This window comes from Levilactobacillus muriae (assembly GCF_045862015.1).
GTDB lineage: Bacteria > Bacillota > Bacilli > Lactobacillales > Lactobacillaceae > Levilactobacillus > Levilactobacillus muriae.
In genome coordinates this window covers 1-16,985 of the sequence record NZ_BAAFRU010000030.1, presented here as the reverse complement: position 1 = coordinate 16,985, position 16,985 = coordinate 1, and the positions used below count along the sequence as shown (strand labels likewise).

Below are 16,985 nucleotides of genomic sequence, written 5' to 3'. Positions count from 1 at the left end.
AAACTGAGTCATGGGGAAAGCCTCCTATGTCCTATGAAGTGAGTGTGGTTGCTAACTATCATAAGGGAGAGGCTTTCCCTTTTCAATTGCTTATTTTTCTATTTACACATAATTATTTAAACACTCATTCTTCAGCCTCCGCCAGTGTCTTTCCCATATCAATCGATGTATTTGGGAACGTCGAAAAATAATTCTTTTCGATGTCATTTAATGTCTTAAGATCGGGCACTGACTTGGAATCACTTAAGATTTTAGTCAGCTTGGAGATTGCAGTATCTGAATCAATCACCTTGTTCGAATAATCAAAATAAGTATTCAACACATCATATATCATATATGGCTCATTGAAGAGTCTGCCGATTGCTTCTTTTAAAAAAGCTTTATACGTTGCTCCAGTACTATAACTATCTGGCATTTTTACACCACTGCTAGGCAAAATATCCGGTTTATCAGAGCCATCAAGCCAAACCTTATTTGTACTATCATTTTCTGATTGAAAATATATGTTATATCCAAAGTATATATCGGTATCATTATCCGCATGAGCTACCACAGTTCCATTTCCTTTAAACAAACCAAAGCTACAGACGATAAGCAGAAACCCGATGATCAAAAAGTCTTTTTCCAGTATTCTTCTGGTCATTATACTCACCTCACGTGTATATTGTAACGCTTACATAACCGGCTTAGCCACAAAAACATTAACGATAGTCATAACCCAACCTCCCATCACCGCATAATATCAAGGAATTCAGCAATTCGAAATCACTAAATATTTATGTAACTGTTTTAACCAATAACTAATTCATATATTTTAGTACGTAGTAGACAAGCTGACCATCACATTGTATCAATTCTACATTTTTCTATAGAAAAGCCTCCTTAGATAGACAAGCTTTTGACACGCTTATCTGCCTAAGAAGGCTTATAATTTCCACTGATTTTCTTTTTAAATTGTATACTAACTGTAACATTTGTTTGAGACTGCACATCAACTTTAAATTGCCAAAACGCGTTCGCAAGGGCACCCAGTTCCGCTTAACCCCAATAAGGAGAATAATCCAAACCCGGGATTTTTCTCCTTATGACGTTAATGCTCGCAGAGAACAGCTCTAATCTCACGTTGCCGAAACGCGTTCGCTAGGGCACCCAGTTCCGCTTAACCCTAATAAGGAGAATAATCCAAACCCAGGATTTTTCTCCTTATGACGTTAATGCTCAGGATCTAAACGTCTTCTGTCCCACTCTTTTTACTTCACCGGTACCACGCAAACGCCTTCCGGTACCATAAAGTCTTTCTGAACCATCGTCAGCTTACCGCTATCTGCGTCGCGCTTGTAGAGCGTGGCGTTGTCTGAGTTTTGGTTGACGACAATAACTAAGCTTTCGTCGGAATTCATGTTGAAGTCACGGGGGAAGTCACCTTCCGTGGAAATCCGTTGAACCGTGGTCAGCTTGCCTTCATCATCGGCTGCAAAGACCGTGATCGAGTTGTGACCACGATTGGACACGTACACGAAGCGGCCATCGCTACTCAACCGAATGGCAGCCGAACCGTTGTGCGCCGTCCAGTCATCTGGAATGGTGTGACTGATCTGCTTGACCGTTAATTTGCCAGCGGCAGCGTCGTAATCCAAGGTGGCAACGTTACTACTCAATTCACCAACCAGATAGGCCACGCCCTTTTTCGCATCAAAGATGATGTGGCGAGGACCGTACCCTGCTGGTAGGTCAATATGACTGACCGCCGTTAATTTCCCAGCATCTGAGACATCGTAAATGTAGACCTTATCCGTCCCCAAATCGCAAACGACCAACCGGTTGTCCGGTGACAGATCTGTGAAATGTGGGTGAGCACCGTCAGCCTGTTCTGGTGCTGGACCAACTGGGTCGTCATCGTGAATCTCATCTGTTTCCGTCAAGGTTCCGTCGTCAGCGATAGCATAGACGTCGACCAAGCCCTTGTGGTAGTTGGCCGTGTAGACCAATTGCCGTGCTTCATCAACCGCAACGTAGGCCGGCGAAGCGCCGTGTTCCAGCACCTGTTGAATGGCCCGTGGCTTTTCTTCGGAAACGTCATAAATAATTAGACCGCCTTGGGTCTGGCCATCGGTTTCCTTCTTATTGATGACGTACAGGCGCTTTTCAGCGGCCTTGGCAATGTAAGTCGGACTCCCAGCAGACGCTAACCATTCGCAGTCCATCAGTTTAGGCGTCTTCGTGTCCAGACTCACCCGGTAAATTCCGCGACTAATGCGCTTGGTGTAAGTCCCAATATAAAAATCTTCCGTCATGTGTGCTACCCCTTTCAACATACCATATCTATTTCAAGTATAGCACAGCTCAGCCAACAAGACCTGACGAAGTCACTGGCAACTTGACCGATTTACCGGTACAATGAGATAAATTGGCTTTAGGAAAGGAATCACCGTAAATGTCTAGCTTTGAGGGTTACCACCCGCTGTTAACACCTAGTTTTCGGTTCGACTGGCTTACCCGCTTCAAATTAAAAAATGTTGCCACACTCACGAACCACGATCTCGCTGAAACTGCCGACTGGATCAATAATACCATGCGTTCTACGATGAAGGAATCCACCTTAACCTGGGGGATTGAACGACGCCGAACCCACAAGTTAGTGGGCTGGGGCGGCTTTTTCACGTTGGACTTACCGGCACATACCGGTCATGCTGGCTTGGCCGGCAAACCACTTCCTGCCAGCGAGCAACAAGAAATTGTCGACCGATTGGTTAATTTTGGTCGCGATGAATTACAACTAACTGAGATGACGTTGACACCATCCGTTAACTTAGATGAAGCGGTCCTGGCGGCGGCTGGATTGACGGCAAACACGACCGATACCGATTGGACCTGGCGCCTCCACCGTTAGGCTTCATGCTGGCCGTGGCTGCCACTAAGAGAGCTTCCACGGTCAACTTGGGCTTAACTTGCGCCAGTTCCAACCGAAACATTGGCTCTTATTAGCATAATAATATGTAAACGACAAAAACGAGTCTGGGGATAAAAACCCAGACTCGTTTTGGTTCTCCCAAGCTATATTACTGAAACGTGGGACAGCAGGCAGCTAACCACCTTTTCTCCCACTCTCTCCCTAAAAAAACTAATCCTCTTCCGTCACCCGCTGATTTAACTCGCGTGCGATGTCGAAGGAATCACTCCGATAAGCATCATGAACCCCGAGGTAATAGCAAGCCAGGCTACCCAACGCGACAACCAAGAAGTCCAGCGGATAGGCAATCTGCCCAATCCCACCAAACTCATGACTCCCGGCGTAAGACATCAGTGTTAGCCAGACCATTTCTGCCAACAACCAACGGCTTCCCTTGAGGCTCGCGCGTAAGGCGTGCCATCCCGCTGGCTGGCGAATTTCATAATAGATGTAACAAATCAGGCCCAAAGCGATGACGCCAAAGACCTCAACCGTAGTCGGCCACTTCGCCCAATAGATGGCCAGACTAGCCAAAATATAGGCAGCCGGCGCCCACAAGTGAATGCCGTGGAGCCGAAACGGTCGAACAAAGTCGTGTCCTTGATGCCGCAGCGCGGTCACCGTGACCGGCCCCGTCAGGTAAGCGATTAGCGTCGAAGTCGAAATCACATTCGACAAAGCACTCCAGTTTCGAAAACCAGCGACCAGTAAGACCCCCAGCAACATGTCGACTACCATTGCTCGCCGGGGGGTCTGATACTTCCGGTTGATTTCCCCCAGCCGCGTCGGAACGTGCTTGGTCCCCGTCATGGCGGCCAAAGCCCGACTCGTTGTGGCCACGAATGACACCCCGGTTCCGAATGGCGAGACGAAGGCATCCAGGTACAGCAGCGTTGACAACCAGCCCAGATTCAACAGGATCGCAATGTCCGCGAACGGCGACTGGAAGTTAACCCCCTGCCAGCCGTGCGCCAGATTTGCCGCTGGCACGGATCCGATGAAGGCCACCTGTAGTAATGTATAGATCACAGTACTAATTCCAAAGGCAATCACGATGCCCCAGAGAATGTTACGTTCCGGGCGCTCGATTTCATTTCCCATGTTAATCGTTGTCTGAAAGGCGTTGTACGAGAAGATGATTCCCGCAGCCGTCGTTGCCGAGAAGATGGCCGCACTCCCACCGGGCATAAAGCCCGCGGTGTGGCCAAAGTTATTCGGTTCAAACCCCGTGGCAATCAAGACGATGATCGTCAACGTGGGAATGGCTAATTTGAAAACGGCAATAAAACTGGTAAATCTAGTCAGTAACTTCACTGACCAGAAGTTCAATAACGTAAAGGCCAAAATAAACAGGAAGACCACCATTAACCCTTGATTGGTAATGTTCCCGTCCTTCAAGAATCCCCTAGTCCAGTTCGCCCAGGCCCAGGGCCAAGAACTCATGTACTGCACGGCGGCAACGGCTTCGATTGGAATAATCGTCAATAGTGACAGCCAGTTGGACCAGCCGGCAACGAACCCCAGTAAGGGGCCATGGGAGAAGGCCGCATACTGGCTCATCCCCCCACTCGTCGGAAACATGGTTCCTAATTCAATATAATTCAAGGCAATGAGACCGATAACCACGGCCCCCAGAATCCAAGATAGGATAGCGGCTGGGCCGGCAATCTGAGCGGCCATTCCCGCCCCGAACAACCAACCTGAACCGATGATGGCACTCAGCGTTAGCATGACTAATGAAAATAAACTCATCTTGCGCTTCAACCAAATTCCTCACTTTCAAAAAAGATATTGGCCCATTGTACACTAGGAATCTGGCAATGCGCTAAGAAAGCAGCGATATTTCACTTAGAAGAGTTGCCCAACGTAGTAGTGAATAAACATGGTAATAATCCCGACAATGACGTTTCTGATAATCGCTGTCCGAACTAACCCGTGGCCTAACTTAGCACTCAGAAACCCGGTTAAAGTCACCGAAAGCAAAACGGAAATGATCGTCGCTGGCCACTGCCAAGCGGTGGAAAAGAGGCTCATGGCAATCAGTGGAAAGGCGCCCCCCAGCGAGGCCGCAATCAGTGAAGAGAAAGCCGCGTTCCAGGGGTTCATGTAGTGACCGAGCTGGATGTTTTCCTTCACGTTGACCACCGTGGCCAGGGCATCCTTGTGCATCAAGTCCTGCGCAATCGCCAGTGAGGTCTCTGCGGAAACGCCCCGGTCCTCGTAAAACTTCTGGACCGCAGTTTCCTGGTCGGCGTAGTTGGTCTTCAACAACGTCGCTTCCTGATCGACAGCGGACTTTTCTGTATCCTTCTGCGTGCTAACGGAGGCGTATTCACCCGAAGCCATCGAGAAGGCACAGGCCAATAGGTCGGAAAGTCCGGCGATAAAAATCGTAAACTGATTATTCGTCGCCGCGGCGACACTGAACAGTACCCCAACAACGGTTAGAATCCCATCGTTGGAACCCAGCACACCGGCCCGTAATGTATTTAATTTTTCGCTCATTGTTTGTTTTTCTTTTTGCTTTTTGACGCGTACTTCTTCATTTGCTGCCATGGAATTGGCCCCCCTCTATGCAAATAAACTGCCGATACCGTAAGTCACCAGCATCGTCAAAATTCCGGCAATGACGTTTCGCTTGGTCCCGTTCCATCGGTTGGCCTTACCCAAGATAGCTGCCGTGTAGCCGGTGATTGATAACGCGATAACCACGGCAATAAACGTCCCCAGAATCCGCCACTGCTCAGGCAACAGCGTAATTGAGACCAATGGTAAAATCGAGCCCGTTGGAAATGAAATCATCGACGCAATGGCCGCCGAATAAGGGTTCGTGTACTCCCCAACATTAAACCCAAAGCGTTCACGTACGGTCGTTTTGAGGGGATCTTCACCCATCATTTCCCGGGCAGCCTGGTCGGCCAATTCTTGGCGAATCCCACTGGCCAAGTATTTATCCCTAACAAAGGCCAACTCGCCCTCGTAGTCGTTATCCAGCGCCACGGTCTGTGTCTCAATCGCCTTGCGCTGGGCATCCTTCTCCGCGTTGACCGAGACGTATTCTCCCATGGCCATCGATACAGTGCCGGCAATCATCCCAGCAATCCCGGAAATAAAGATGGCAAAACTGCTCGTCGCGGCACCAGCCACCCCTACAACAATCCCCGCCACAGACAGGATGCCATCATTGGCCCCCATCACGCTGGCCCGTAAGACGTTGATCCGTTGTGCCAACGTTGCCTTTTTCTTCTCTTTTCTCATACCTATTCCGCCCCCAAATAATCTCCGCCTATTATTTTAACACTCTTATAAATAAAAGTTAGGTGTCACAAACTAAATTTTGGTCCAACTTTTAGTAAGTACCCTGCCGCGAGTCCTGTAACTTGTGGTATCATCAGAGTTTGTGACCACTTCGTTAGATCAAAAGGTGATTTCGACTCCAGTTTAGAATCGTTATTAACTGCTAACAAATACATTGTACTCAGGTTACCCTTAAAAGTAAACTCTAAAAGTCAAAGCCATGCAATTCAACCGTCTATAATTAGACGATGAGGCATAAAACTGGAAGTATTGCCAAAGTGTGGTTTAATAGAGGCAAACTAGAGTGATTATAAATAAGATTCTCACTAAGACAGTTCAAAAATTAACTTGACATTTAAGTCTCTGATCATCACTAAATCTAAGGAGGGATAGCATCATGGCAACGCAGCAGCAATTGTTGACGCAAGCTTTACAGACCTTGAAGGACCATCACGTTCGGGTCACGCCCCAGCGGCAAATTATTTTGACTTACCTCGTCACGCATCACAATCATCCCTCGGTAGATACGATTTTTAATGCGTTGGCTGACCAGCTCCCCAACCTGAGCATGGCCACGGTTTACAATACGCTGAATCTATTGGTCGACCTGGGTGTCGTCATCGAACTGCCCAACGACAACGGCGGCCTGCGTTACGACTTCTATGGTCGACCTCACTACCATGTTATCTGTGAAAACTGCGGCAAGATCACGGACGTCTTCGCTCCCGATTTTTCACAGATCGAACAACAGTTAAATGACGAAGCGGCGGCCCAAACTGGCTATCTGATTACCAGCAACCACGTCGAAGTTTATGGTCTGTGTCCCGAATGCCAGCAAAAGCTTCACATCGATCCCCGCCGGAAAAATTGGGCGGCTAGTGGCTCGAAACCGCTGTCATAGCAATGTTACAGCCACATTACATGTGTCGTAAACATTTAATGTATTTGCAAACACCCTAAACAAATCCCGTCAGTATCGATATTAATCGCGTAATATTACAGTCTCAGCCTGGCTCTGCGGTTGTCGCGCTAGCCGATATTGTATATAGTTGATAACGAAGAATATCGACTGAGCGGCAGCACAGCCGCAGCATAATAAAAAGATTTGAGGGATGATCAGGGTGAAGATGCATAAAGTAGTATTGACCGCACTGGCCGCTTTAGGGGTCGTTGGCGTTCTCGGAATGACCAACACCACCACGGCTAACGCGAGCTCCAAAGTGAACGATTATATTGATAGCAACAATATTAAGCCTGCTAAGATTACCAAGTCCATTTGGAGTGGTTTTCCAAAGAACAAGTATCGTCATGGTAAGGCCAAGCCTGAAGGTGTTGTCGTTCACGAAACGGCCAATCCATCTTCAACCATCTACAACGAAATTGCTTACATGAAGCGTAACTACAATAACGCTTTCGTTCACAGCTTCGTCGATGGTTCTCGGATCATCAACATTGCCAACACTGATTACTTGGCTTGGGGAGTTGGCTTCCCTGGGAACGCCCGCTTCGTTCAATTCGAACAAGTTGAAGTTCACAGCAAGTCTGCCTTTGCCCACGAAATTTCCAACGCAGCTTGGTACACAGCCTATCTGCTAAACGAATACAACCTGAAGCCTAACGATGCCGCCTATGATGGTAAAGGAACGGTCTGGTCTCACGGCGCCGTTGCCAAAAACCTGGGTGGTTCTTCACATACCGACCCAGTTGGCTACTACTCTAGCACCGGGCAGAAGTACTTTGGTCAGAAATACACCATGGCCGCCTTCTACCAGATGGTTAAGAAGTACTACAACGCAATGAGTGATAAGCATACCAAGGTAGAGACCGCGACTTACACGTCTGTTAATAAGCAAGCCAAGTTAAGCAGCAAATACACCAAGTACTACCTGTACAACCACGTTAAGGGTGCCAACAAGAACGCCACGCGTCAAAGTTGGTCAAAGATTTCCCCTAAGGTTGGCAAGACTTACTACATCGACATGACGGCCAAGAAGAGTTCTGGCACCACTTGGTACCGCATCAAGACGTCTAAGAACACGACCAGCAAGACCCGTTACTGGATCTACTCTGGTAACCTGACCGGCGTAAAGGACGTGCCAACGGAAACGACGGCCACGAGTGCCAGCGCAAGTTCCGATAGTACTTCATCTGTCAGCAGTTCTAGCGTCAGTTCCAGCTCTAGCAGCAACTAAATTTTAACGATCATAAACGAGGTTGGAGATCATTCCGACCTCGTTTTTTTGTGGCTGTTAGAAGGTTGAAAGCGAGCCGGCAGACCGCTTCTCAGGCTGCCGGCGTCCTCCCCACAGCGTTCCAGCCTAAATTTGGTAAACGGTAAGCCGGCTGGTTTAGACAACGTAGCCACCCATTCAGGACTCTATTCTTACTGTTTAGAGGGTTATGCCAACATTTCACCTTTCAACCCTCAGCAGTCAATTGTTTCAAAAAGGCGCCAGTTTCCGGCAACCAAGCAGCAACCCTGCTTAGTCTTCGGAAATTGGCGCCATATTTTTTACGACAGTTATTTGCCACTTACCTGCTTCGCCGCGCGTTTCCGCTGACCAGCAACCGCCCGGGTCATCACCCAAGTGGTGATTGGCACCGTCAGAATCACACTGACCATGGCAAAGAGGATCATCAGAATCTCAGACACGAAGATCTTATCGTTGAGAATCTCGCCAAACGAGTAGTGGACCCCCGTGAACCAGATGAACAGCGCCAGGAAGCCCCCAAAGAAGCCAAAGAACAGCGTGTTGAAGGTCGTCCCAATGATCTGCTTACCTACAGCGATACCATCCCCTAAGAGCGCCTTGGTGGTCACTTTAGGGTGTTGCTCGAGGATTTCACTGAGTCCTGCTGAAATGGCCATAGCGGCCTCCGCAATGGCCCCTAGGGTACTCAGAATAGCCGTGGCGGTCGTGACCTGCACAAAATTAATGCCGACCAGCACGGATAGCCCTTCCAAGTCCTCGCTGTCTTCCGGACCGAATCCCTGAACCAATGCCCAGTGCTCAACCGGTACAATCAACAAGACGAGAATGACCAACACCGCCGCCGAGGCCAGAAAAGCCACAGTACTCGACAGGTCGTCGCCACTACTCATGAAGATTGTCAGCGCCAGAACCAGAACCCCCACCACTAGCGTAACGGGTAGCGGTGGAAAGTGAAAGGCGACCAGCACGATGGCCAGGAAGAGCAGGCCGAAGTTCAATAGTAGCGCCAGAAATGACTGGAACCCGGCCTTCCCCCCGACGAGAACCATCAGAATTAACAACACCAAACCTAAAACGGTAATCGTACTCATGCGCGCACCCTCTTTTCCATGAACCGACTAGCCAAGTAGCTCGCCAATGGTACGGCCAGCACGATGCCAATCCCACTGATCAGGCTTTGAACAACCCCCATCGACATGTTCATCGAGAAGGTATAGCCCCAGCTATTGCCGTTCTTCAAGTAAAGCATCGCCATTGGGAAGGTGTCCGCCACGAAGATGAAGAAGAGCACGTTGATCAGTGGCCCCATGATGGTACTCCCAATCTGCCGCCCGGACTTGAAGACTTGAGTGGCCGACAGCTCGGGCCGTTCCCGTTTTAAGGCAAATAATGACGAAATAATATCAGTCGATTCATCCATCACGGCCCCCAGTGAACCCAGTAGCGTCTCGGCCAAGAACAATGGCCGTGGGAGTTGGGTGACGTACTGCATGGATTCGTAGTACATCCCCTTCTCGTGGGTAAAATGAAAGACCAGGAGGGCGACAATAATTGAGAGTGCTGTGCCCCCCAGTGTGGTCGCCAGTGTAATCAGCATTTGCCGATTAGCGCCAATGACCAGCCACAGCGTCAAGGCAGCGAAGACCACCGCGAGGTTGCCGAAGATCCACAACACTCGGGCACCCTGCGTCGACCCATTTAAGATGATGGCCATCAGGAATAACACCCCGTTGAGCGCCACACTGAGAAATGCCATGAACCCGCTGAATTGCATGATCAGGAGTAGTAGGCCCACGACCAGCCACAGCATGAAGACCAGTGCCGTATCACGCTTGGCGTCCTTGGCGGTGGCCGTCAGCTGACCATGCTGGCGTTGGTGAACGACGACGAAGAGCTGGCTCCCCTTGCGATAATGCTGATCCATTGCCCCTGACAGCGAATAAGTATTGGTGACCGTTAGCTTTTGCCCACGGTACTTGCCATTCAGAATATGCCCCTGCAGCTTCTGCTTGGTCTGATAATCCACGTTGTGAAAGTCATCCTCTTCTTTGGTTGCTTGCCCCTTTTGGACGCTGGTCACCTGCATGATGGGGTCATGGTAAAGACTGGCGTTATGTTGCGTTCCCCACACCAGCAAGCCACCAACTACCAGTACCAGCACCCACAGACCAAGGGTAATCTTTCTTTTCTTAAGTAAGCCTTGCATATTCCCTGTCCCTTCTAACCATTGACGCGTTAGCCTCAATATACCACTTTCTGTGAGGTTACTTTTGACCTCATAAAAATTTTAACCAAATCACATGAATCACTGCTCTAGCAACCCTACCAAGGGATGAATTACTGGAGAATCCTAGGCAGCCCTTGCAATTTGTGAAAATTAACGATAGAATGGTAGCCGATTGTTATTTTAATTAAGCGAGGGTTTTTACAATGAGAAAAGCACATCCAAATGGCGTTCAAGGTCGTCGGAAGGTTAACCGTAAAAAGGACCGGAAGCGACGCGACGAAATTTCAGACTTACAACGTTGGTTAAAGAACAAAAAGTAAATCTGACGCCTTACCGTAAAACGCACTGACATTTATTGTCGGTGCGTTTTATTTTTGTCTGCAAATTGTCTCCGGGCTGGTAAAAATGGGTTGGCACCCTGAGGGCAGATACCTAAAACCATAGCGTGGTTGCTGTTGCATTTTACAAAGATCATTGTCAACTCTACCACCCCACGACACATCACTTAAAAGCAATACGAAGTTAACGTCAAAAAAAAGACCCAGCAACTGCCGAGTCTCCGATACATGATTAATCAACAACTAATACACTCGCCTTGGAATTATGAACCACATAACTCGTGGTGGATCCCATGATGGCACGACCTAAACCGTGTGCCCCAGAACGGCCAATGACCGTTAAGTCCGTGTTGAGTTCTTCTGGCAAGGTTACGGCGATCGTTGGCTTCGGTAACCCCGTCTTGAACCGTGTCTCAACGGGAACGCCCGATTGCTTCACTTCTTCAACCGCGGTGTCCAAGAACTTTGACGCCGCTTCCTTAAAGTGGGTCACAATTTCACTGCCAAATTCCGCGCCGTAGTGGGCATAGGTCTGATCACTAGCGACGGAAACGATGAACAGTTTTGATCCAAGCTTTTGCGCCAATTTGGTCGCCTCCACCAGTGCTTTGTGGGCATTCTTGCTCCCATCCATTGGTACTAAGATCCGTTCATACATGATATCCCGTCCTTTCCATATTAAACCATCAATGTGGTATCGCTTTCAACACCTTTATCATAGCAATAATTACGTCTCGTGGGAAGGTAAATGCACAAATTTTCACGAGAATTTTAGGGTTCTGGGCAAATGTTTAGGCGATTCTCATTCTGGCATTCCCTTCGGTTTGTGGTAAGATTAATCAAACGACTCAATATAGAAGGATGGTTTCCAAAATAATGAAGAAGTTTTTGTTGGGTACCCTGGGGTTACTTGCGTTGACCTTGGCTGGTTGCTCGAATAATAAAGTCACCACGAAGAAGAATACTTATCGCCCAACTGCACTGACCGCCATCGTTAAAGGAACGGCCGGTGCCAAACATGTGAGCTACCAAATTGATAACGGCAAGAAACAGACGGTCAAGGTCAATGGTGGTGCTTATTTCTTCCAAGTCCCCGCCGCAACTAAGGATCAAACCGTCAAGATCACTGCGGGCAGCGCTAAGAAGACCATCACCGTCAAGAAGGTCAAGGCTTTGGGTAACTACAAGGTCCTCGCTGCCAAGTACAACCAGATGGTCATTGGCACTTACTTACCAACCAAAGTCCAAAAACAACTACAGTCGGCACAAAAGACTCAATCCGCAACGAAGAAGAAACTGACGGCCCTAGCTAAGACCGATCCAATAGCCGCGGCCGCAGCAGCGCAGAAGCAACAAGCTGCTGCTAAGCAATTACAAGCAGAAATGGCAACGGCCAAGAAGAAGGCCAAGGACAGCCTCCTGCCAACGACGACCAAAGATGGCGTGAAGAATCTGGTCGACACCAAGTACACGACGGTACGGGCCAACGTTCAGGATGGCAAGCTGATGGGTCTCGCTATGATTACGCCGACGAAGCAAATGAAGACCAAGACGGGTCAGAAGAAGTTCGGGACCACCTTCGCCTTGCTGGGAAGCACGCTGAATGCCAAACCAAAATACGTCATCAACAAGTTTGAAAAGGTCTTGAAGGATGCCAAAAAGAACAGTTCCTCCACGACGACGAAGACGATCACATCCAATGGTATCCGCTTCAACACCGGCTTTTCAACGGACCACCTCTACATTTACATGACCAAATAGCTAATCAACAGAGTGGGACAGAAGGCGTTTAGATCCTGAGCATTAACGTCATAAGGAGAAAAATCCCGGATTTGGATTATTCTCCTTATGGGGTTAAGCGCAGGGATCTGCCTTCTGTCCCACGTTTCAGCAACAGAGCTGATCACTGTCTATGTAGGCGTGAGTGAGCCAAATTTAGGCTCAGCCGTGGGATTTTTCAAGTGGGCTAACTTGGAAAATGGCGACTTTGAAACGCGGGCTGGGCGGTTCAAAGCGAGCTGACAGACGGCTTCTCAGGCTGACAGCGTCCTACCCACAGCGTTCCATCCTAAATTTGGTGAACGGTAAGCTGGCTACTTTAGACAACGTTGCCTAATTTTAGTCTCACTATCGTTGTCGCAACAAGCATAATGGATATTTTAGATCTTTCAACCTTCAGCAACATAGCTTTGGCGAGCCACAAAGAGTCTGGGGGGTGTCCTCGGCTCTTTTTTTCATGAGTGATTACCCGTGGCTTCCAGGGGCCGACGACGGCCTGTCAGACACAATCTAATTGACCGCGAACCGTATCCTAGGCACTCACCAATGTTCGTGTGGAGAACTAGCCTAGCCGGAGGATGCCAAGGCTGGCGCAAGCTGTAATAGTGGCATGGGTTGACATTTTTCTATGACACGCATTCCTTGAGGCCCCAACTCGAGCGCGAAGCCCGCTACTCAGGCCGACGTGTCGCCCAACAGCGGCAAGTCGTAGGCGACGATTATCCACTAAGGCGCACAAAATCAAGTCACTAGGATAAAGTTAGTTAGCGTATACCCTGAACCAGATAACAAACTGAATTGTCCTAACCCTTCCCACCTAAGCGCAATCATTTTTATCCCTAGCAATCAGGCGGCATAATAACGGTATGCTGAGGTAGTGAATAGGTGCGGTGATTTTGCGCGTCAAAGTTTACTAAACCGGCTAGATTCGTTTTCAAGGGGGAGTTATTATGCAAAACGAAGAAAGAGTATTTGAAAATTTTCTACGGCAGTATCGGGAAATTTTTCGGGTGTTGATCAATGCGGCGGAACAAATTACCGGTCAGTACTCGGTTAGTTTTGAACAGTACCTGTTGCTGAAACAAATTCATGAGCAACGCAACATTACGCTCAGTGAACTGGCAGATTCCACTCGCACCACCCGCTCAGCTGCGGCACGCAAATTACGGGCCCTGCTACTGGACGGATTCGTTGAACAGGAAGCCAAGATGGACGATCGCCGTGTGAAGTATCTGCGGTTGACCGATAAGGGGACCACCGTAGAGCATGACATTCGCCAGGCTTTCCTGCAAAGTGCTGAGACTTGGAATCAGATTCCAACCAGTCTGACTGCGGCAGATATCACCGACTTCTTCACCCAGTATCAACAAAACATTGCGGTTTGGGATCGCACTCGGCCAAAGTTTCAGCGGCCGATCCTGCACGCAAAGCGTAAGGCGCTCGGCGGTGAATAGCCTCACCACCGAATCACCTTCTAGTTAACGTTGCGGCCACCAACACCAATGGGGGAAAGCGGCCTGCTACGTTAAGATCCACACAGTCTTTGAGCTACCACAAGCATACAGTTTCCGTCATTGGAATAGGGGATAACGGGGTCAGGCCATTGGGTTCCGACCCCGTTATTATTGCTTTTTGTTAGCTTTATGAGAGACTCATGATAAAATCAATTCCCTTTTATCTGCAAATGGGTTAATCTGTCACTAATGACTATTTTTAAGGAGGATTTCCTATGCATATTAATCGTTTTGCTTCTGATGCACCTTCCGCTGATGACTTTCCAGTGGACGAATCCTTATTAACGAAGGACTTCTATGACGCTGTCAACGGCAAATGGGCCGCTCAGGCCACCATCCCCGGTGACCACGCGTCGACTGGTGGCTTCATGGACCTGGCTGACAACATCGAACACACCCTGATGCACGATTTCAGTGACCTCTTGACTGGTAAATTAACGCCGGCTAATCCTGAAATGACGGAATTCAAGAAACTCTATGGCATGACCAGCGACTTTGCCCAACGCGAAGCCACCGGAACCGCCCCACTCAAGCCATGGCTAGCGAAGATTGAGGCGCTCAAGGACTTCGATGATCTCAGTCAACATTTAGCCGAATGGCATCGTCTGGGCTTACCCGTTCCGATTGGTGTGGGTGTGGAACCCGACATGAAGGACACTAGCCAGTACGCCCTGTACGTGGATGCACCGGATCTCTTCTTACCCGACAAGACCTACTACAGTAAGGACAATCCAGCAGCTAAGCAATTGCTGCCAATCTTCACGCAAACGGCTACGAAGTTATTGGAAATGCTCGGGTACGACACCACCAAGGCTGCCGAGATCGTCGAACAGGCCAAGGCTTTCGATGCACAAATTGCCCCTCACGTGAAGTCCTCCGAAGAAGCTGCCGACTACGTGAAAATCTACAACCCACGTAAGTTAGCCGATGTTGACGCCAAGGTCAACGCGCTTGACCTAACCGGAGCCATCACCGACCTGTTGCATGACACACCGGAGACGGTTATCTTGCCACAGCCAAAGTTCTTCGACGCCGTTAACGACATCTTGACGCCGGCGAACTTTGAAGCCGTCAAGAGTTGGATGTTGGTCAACACCGCCTTTGACGCGACTGGCCTTCTGACCGAAGACTATCGTCAGGTCGGTGGCACTTATAGCCGGGCCCTCTCTGGTAAGAAGGAAGCCCGTTCTCAAGAAAAGGCCGCTTACTACCTAGCTATGGGCAGCTTTTCTCAAGTTGTTGGGGACTACTATGGTCACAAATACTTCGGTGAAGCGGCAAAACAAGACGTCCACGACATGGTCGTCAAGATGGCAGGCGTTTATCAGAACCGGTTGAAGACGAACGACTGGCTCAGTCAATCAACGCGTGAAAAGGCCGTGGTCAAGCTACAAAAGTTAACAATCAAGGTCGGCTATCCCGACAAGATTGATCCCCTCTACGCGAAGTTCAAGGTCGACACCAATAAGTCTCTCTTTGACAACTTACAGAGCTTCAGTGAAATCGTTCTCGTCGACCACTTCGCTCATTGGGGCAAGCCCGTCGACCGTGATAAGTGGGAAATGAGTGCCAACACGGTCAACGCTTACTACTCCCCAACCAATAACGAAATCGTCTTTCCAGCCGCTATCCTGCAGAAACCATTCTACAGTTTGGAACAATCTAGCAGCGCTAATTATGGGGGAATTGGGGCTGTAATCGCCCACGAAATCTCTCACGCCTTTGACAACAACGGTGCTCAGTTCGATGAATTTGGGAACCTGAACAACTGGTGGACGGATGCCGACCTCAGCCACTTCCAAGACCTGGCCAAGGCCATGATTAATGAATTTGACGGCATCGACTTCGCGGGCCAGAAGGTCAACGGGAAGCTGACCGTTTCCGAAAACATTGCCGATGCTGGTGGCCTGAGCTGTGCGCTCGAAGCGGCTAAGTCAGAAGATGACGTTGACCTGCGGGCCTTCTTCATCAACTGGGGTAACGTTTGGCGGATGAAGGCCACGACCGAATACATGCAGTTATTGTTATCGATCGACGTCCACGCGCCAGCTAAGTTGCGGGCTAACGTTCAGCTCAAGAACCTCGACGACTTCTACAGCACTTTCGCTGTTCAACCGGGGGACGACATGTACCTCGCACCAGCCGACCGGGTGAAGATCTGGTAAGCACTAACATTTAAAGCAATAGTTTGGTCTGTACCAATCACTATAGCATAGCTCACGTTAGCTGTGTGTAAAGTCTCTGTAAAGGTGATGGCTGCCAAACGAATGAAGACGACGCCTCTTTAGGTAGACAAGCGATAATTACGGCTTGCTATCTAAAGAGGCGTTTTTTTGCGGGCAGAGAAAGGGCCTTAATCTCCCGTCACGGTTCGTCATGATTCTTCGACGCACGTCGCCGTCATCTCACCATCAAGACTAGGTTCAATCTGGCCTCTCCGCCGCAACTGTTCACGTAAAAAAGGTGTCAAAGAAAATCATCCAAAAATATCACCAGTGCCATATCGACCAGGATATTCAGCAACTACAGGCTTAAAACTAACTAAAGGTTGAAAGTACTCAAATAGCCTTCAGCCCTTGGGACGCTTGGACTGGAGTTAGTAAATTTAGTCATTTGGCATCATCGAGCCTTACCTAATAATCTGGTCAGATTATTAGGTAAGGCTTT

15 protein-coding genes are annotated in these 16,985 nt (G+C 49.0%); 7 read left to right on the top strand and 8 right to left on the bottom strand.

All coding sequences use genetic code 11. The features are described 5' to 3' along the window. Positions 1–124: 124 nt before the first annotated feature. Together ACKTSF_RS13440 and ACKTSF_RS13435 are read right to left on the bottom strand one after the other, a co-directional pair. Positions 125–643, bottom strand: coding sequence for a hypothetical protein (locus tag ACKTSF_RS13440; RefSeq protein WP_407890131.1), 519 nt, complete (start codon positions 641–643; stop codon positions 125–127). Positions 644–1,250: 607 nt separating this feature from the next. After that, a complete protein-coding gene (locus ACKTSF_RS13435; protein ID WP_407890129.1) occupies positions 1,251–2,294 on the bottom strand; it encodes a lactonase family protein in 1,044 nt (347 codons plus the stop codon). A 140-nt stretch (positions 2,295–2,434) separates the two neighbouring features. On the opposite strand from ACKTSF_RS13435, the gene ACKTSF_RS13430 reads away from it, so the two are divergent. Then, complete coding sequence (locus ACKTSF_RS13430; protein ID WP_407890127.1) at positions 2,435–2,890, top strand: GNAT family N-acetyltransferase; 456 nt, start codon at positions 2,435–2,437, stop codon at positions 2,888–2,890. A 231-nt stretch (positions 2,891–3,121) separates the two neighbouring features. On the opposite strand, the gene ACKTSF_RS13425 is transcribed toward ACKTSF_RS13430, so the two are convergent. The 3 genes from ACKTSF_RS13425 to ACKTSF_RS13415 all read right to left on the bottom strand — a co-directional run bounded on the left by ACKTSF_RS13425 (position 3,122) and on the right by ACKTSF_RS13415 (position 6,208). Then, a complete protein-coding gene (locus ACKTSF_RS13425) occupies positions 3,122–4,702 on the bottom strand; it encodes an APC family permease (RefSeq protein WP_407890125.1) in 1,581 nt (526 codons plus the stop codon). A gap of 96 nt (positions 4,703–4,798) precedes the next feature. Continuing rightward, the gene (locus tag ACKTSF_RS13420) at positions 4,799–5,506 is read right to left on the bottom strand and encodes a VIT1/CCC1 transporter family protein (RefSeq protein ID WP_407890123.1); all 708 of its coding nucleotides are present in this window, start codon (positions 5,504–5,506) and stop codon (positions 4,799–4,801) included. Positions 5,507–5,521: 15 nt separating this feature from the next. Next, positions 5,522–6,208 (bottom strand): VIT1/CCC1 transporter family protein, encoded by a 687-nt coding sequence (locus ACKTSF_RS13415; protein ID WP_407890121.1) that lies wholly within the window; start codon positions 6,206–6,208, stop codon positions 5,522–5,524. Positions 6,209–6,644: 436 nt separating this feature from the next. On the opposite strand from ACKTSF_RS13415, the gene ACKTSF_RS13410 reads away from it, so the two are divergent. Further along, the gene (locus ACKTSF_RS13410) at positions 6,645–7,148 is read left to right on the top strand and encodes a Fur family transcriptional regulator (protein WP_407890119.1); all 504 of its coding nucleotides are present in this window, start codon (positions 6,645–6,647) and stop codon (positions 7,146–7,148) included. Positions 7,149–7,374: 226 nt separating this feature from the next. Further along, on the top strand, positions 7,375–8,439 hold the full coding sequence (locus tag ACKTSF_RS13405) for a peptidoglycan recognition protein family protein (protein WP_407890117.1): 1,065 nt from the start codon (positions 7,375–7,377) through the stop codon (positions 8,437–8,439). Between the two features lie 329 nt (positions 8,440–8,768). Here the strand turns inward: ACKTSF_RS13405 and ACKTSF_RS13400 are convergent, their stop codons facing one another. The 3 genes from ACKTSF_RS13400 to ACKTSF_RS13390 all read right to left on the bottom strand — a co-directional run bounded on the left by ACKTSF_RS13400 (position 8,769) and on the right by ACKTSF_RS13390 (position 11,683). Continuing rightward, positions 8,769–9,551: a YibE/F family protein gene (locus ACKTSF_RS13400; RefSeq protein WP_407890115.1), complete on the bottom strand. Its 783-nt coding sequence runs from the start codon at positions 9,549–9,551 to the stop codon at positions 8,769–8,771. Then, positions 9,548–10,666, bottom strand: a complete 1,119-nt coding sequence (locus tag ACKTSF_RS13395; RefSeq protein ID WP_407890113.1) for a YibE/F family protein — start codon at positions 10,664–10,666, stop codon at positions 9,548–9,550. Before ACKTSF_RS13395 ends, ACKTSF_RS13400 begins: the two co-directional genes overlap by 4 nt. Positions 10,667–11,257: 591 nt before the next feature. Then, positions 11,258–11,683 carry a universal stress protein gene (locus tag ACKTSF_RS13390; protein ID WP_407890111.1) on the bottom strand — a complete coding sequence of 142 codons (426 nt, stop codon included), beginning with the start codon at positions 11,681–11,683 and terminating at the stop codon, positions 11,258–11,260. A gap of 218 nt (positions 11,684–11,901) precedes the next feature. Here ACKTSF_RS13390 and ACKTSF_RS13385 point away from each other — a divergent pair, with 218 nt between their 5' ends. From ACKTSF_RS13385 to ACKTSF_RS13370, 4 genes are all read left to right on the top strand, one after another. Continuing rightward, positions 11,902–12,786: a hypothetical protein gene (locus ACKTSF_RS13385; RefSeq protein ID WP_407890110.1), complete on the top strand. Its 885-nt coding sequence runs from the start codon at positions 11,902–11,904 to the stop codon at positions 12,784–12,786. Between the two features lie 87 nt (positions 12,787–12,873). Further along, the gene (locus ACKTSF_RS13380) at positions 12,874–13,047 is read left to right on the top strand and encodes a hypothetical protein (RefSeq protein ID WP_407890108.1); all 174 of its coding nucleotides are present in this window, start codon (positions 12,874–12,876) and stop codon (positions 13,045–13,047) included. Positions 13,048–13,754: 707 nt separating this feature from the next. Continuing rightward, entirely contained in the window at positions 13,755–14,258 is a 504-nt protein-coding gene (locus tag ACKTSF_RS13375) for a MarR family transcriptional regulator (RefSeq protein WP_125700382.1), read from the top strand. A gap of 275 nt (positions 14,259–14,533) precedes the next feature. Continuing rightward, complete coding sequence (locus ACKTSF_RS13370) at positions 14,534–16,483, top strand: M13 family metallopeptidase (protein ID WP_407890105.1); 1,950 nt, start codon at positions 14,534–14,536, stop codon at positions 16,481–16,483. The last annotated feature ends 502 nt before the right edge of the window (positions 16,484–16,985 follow it).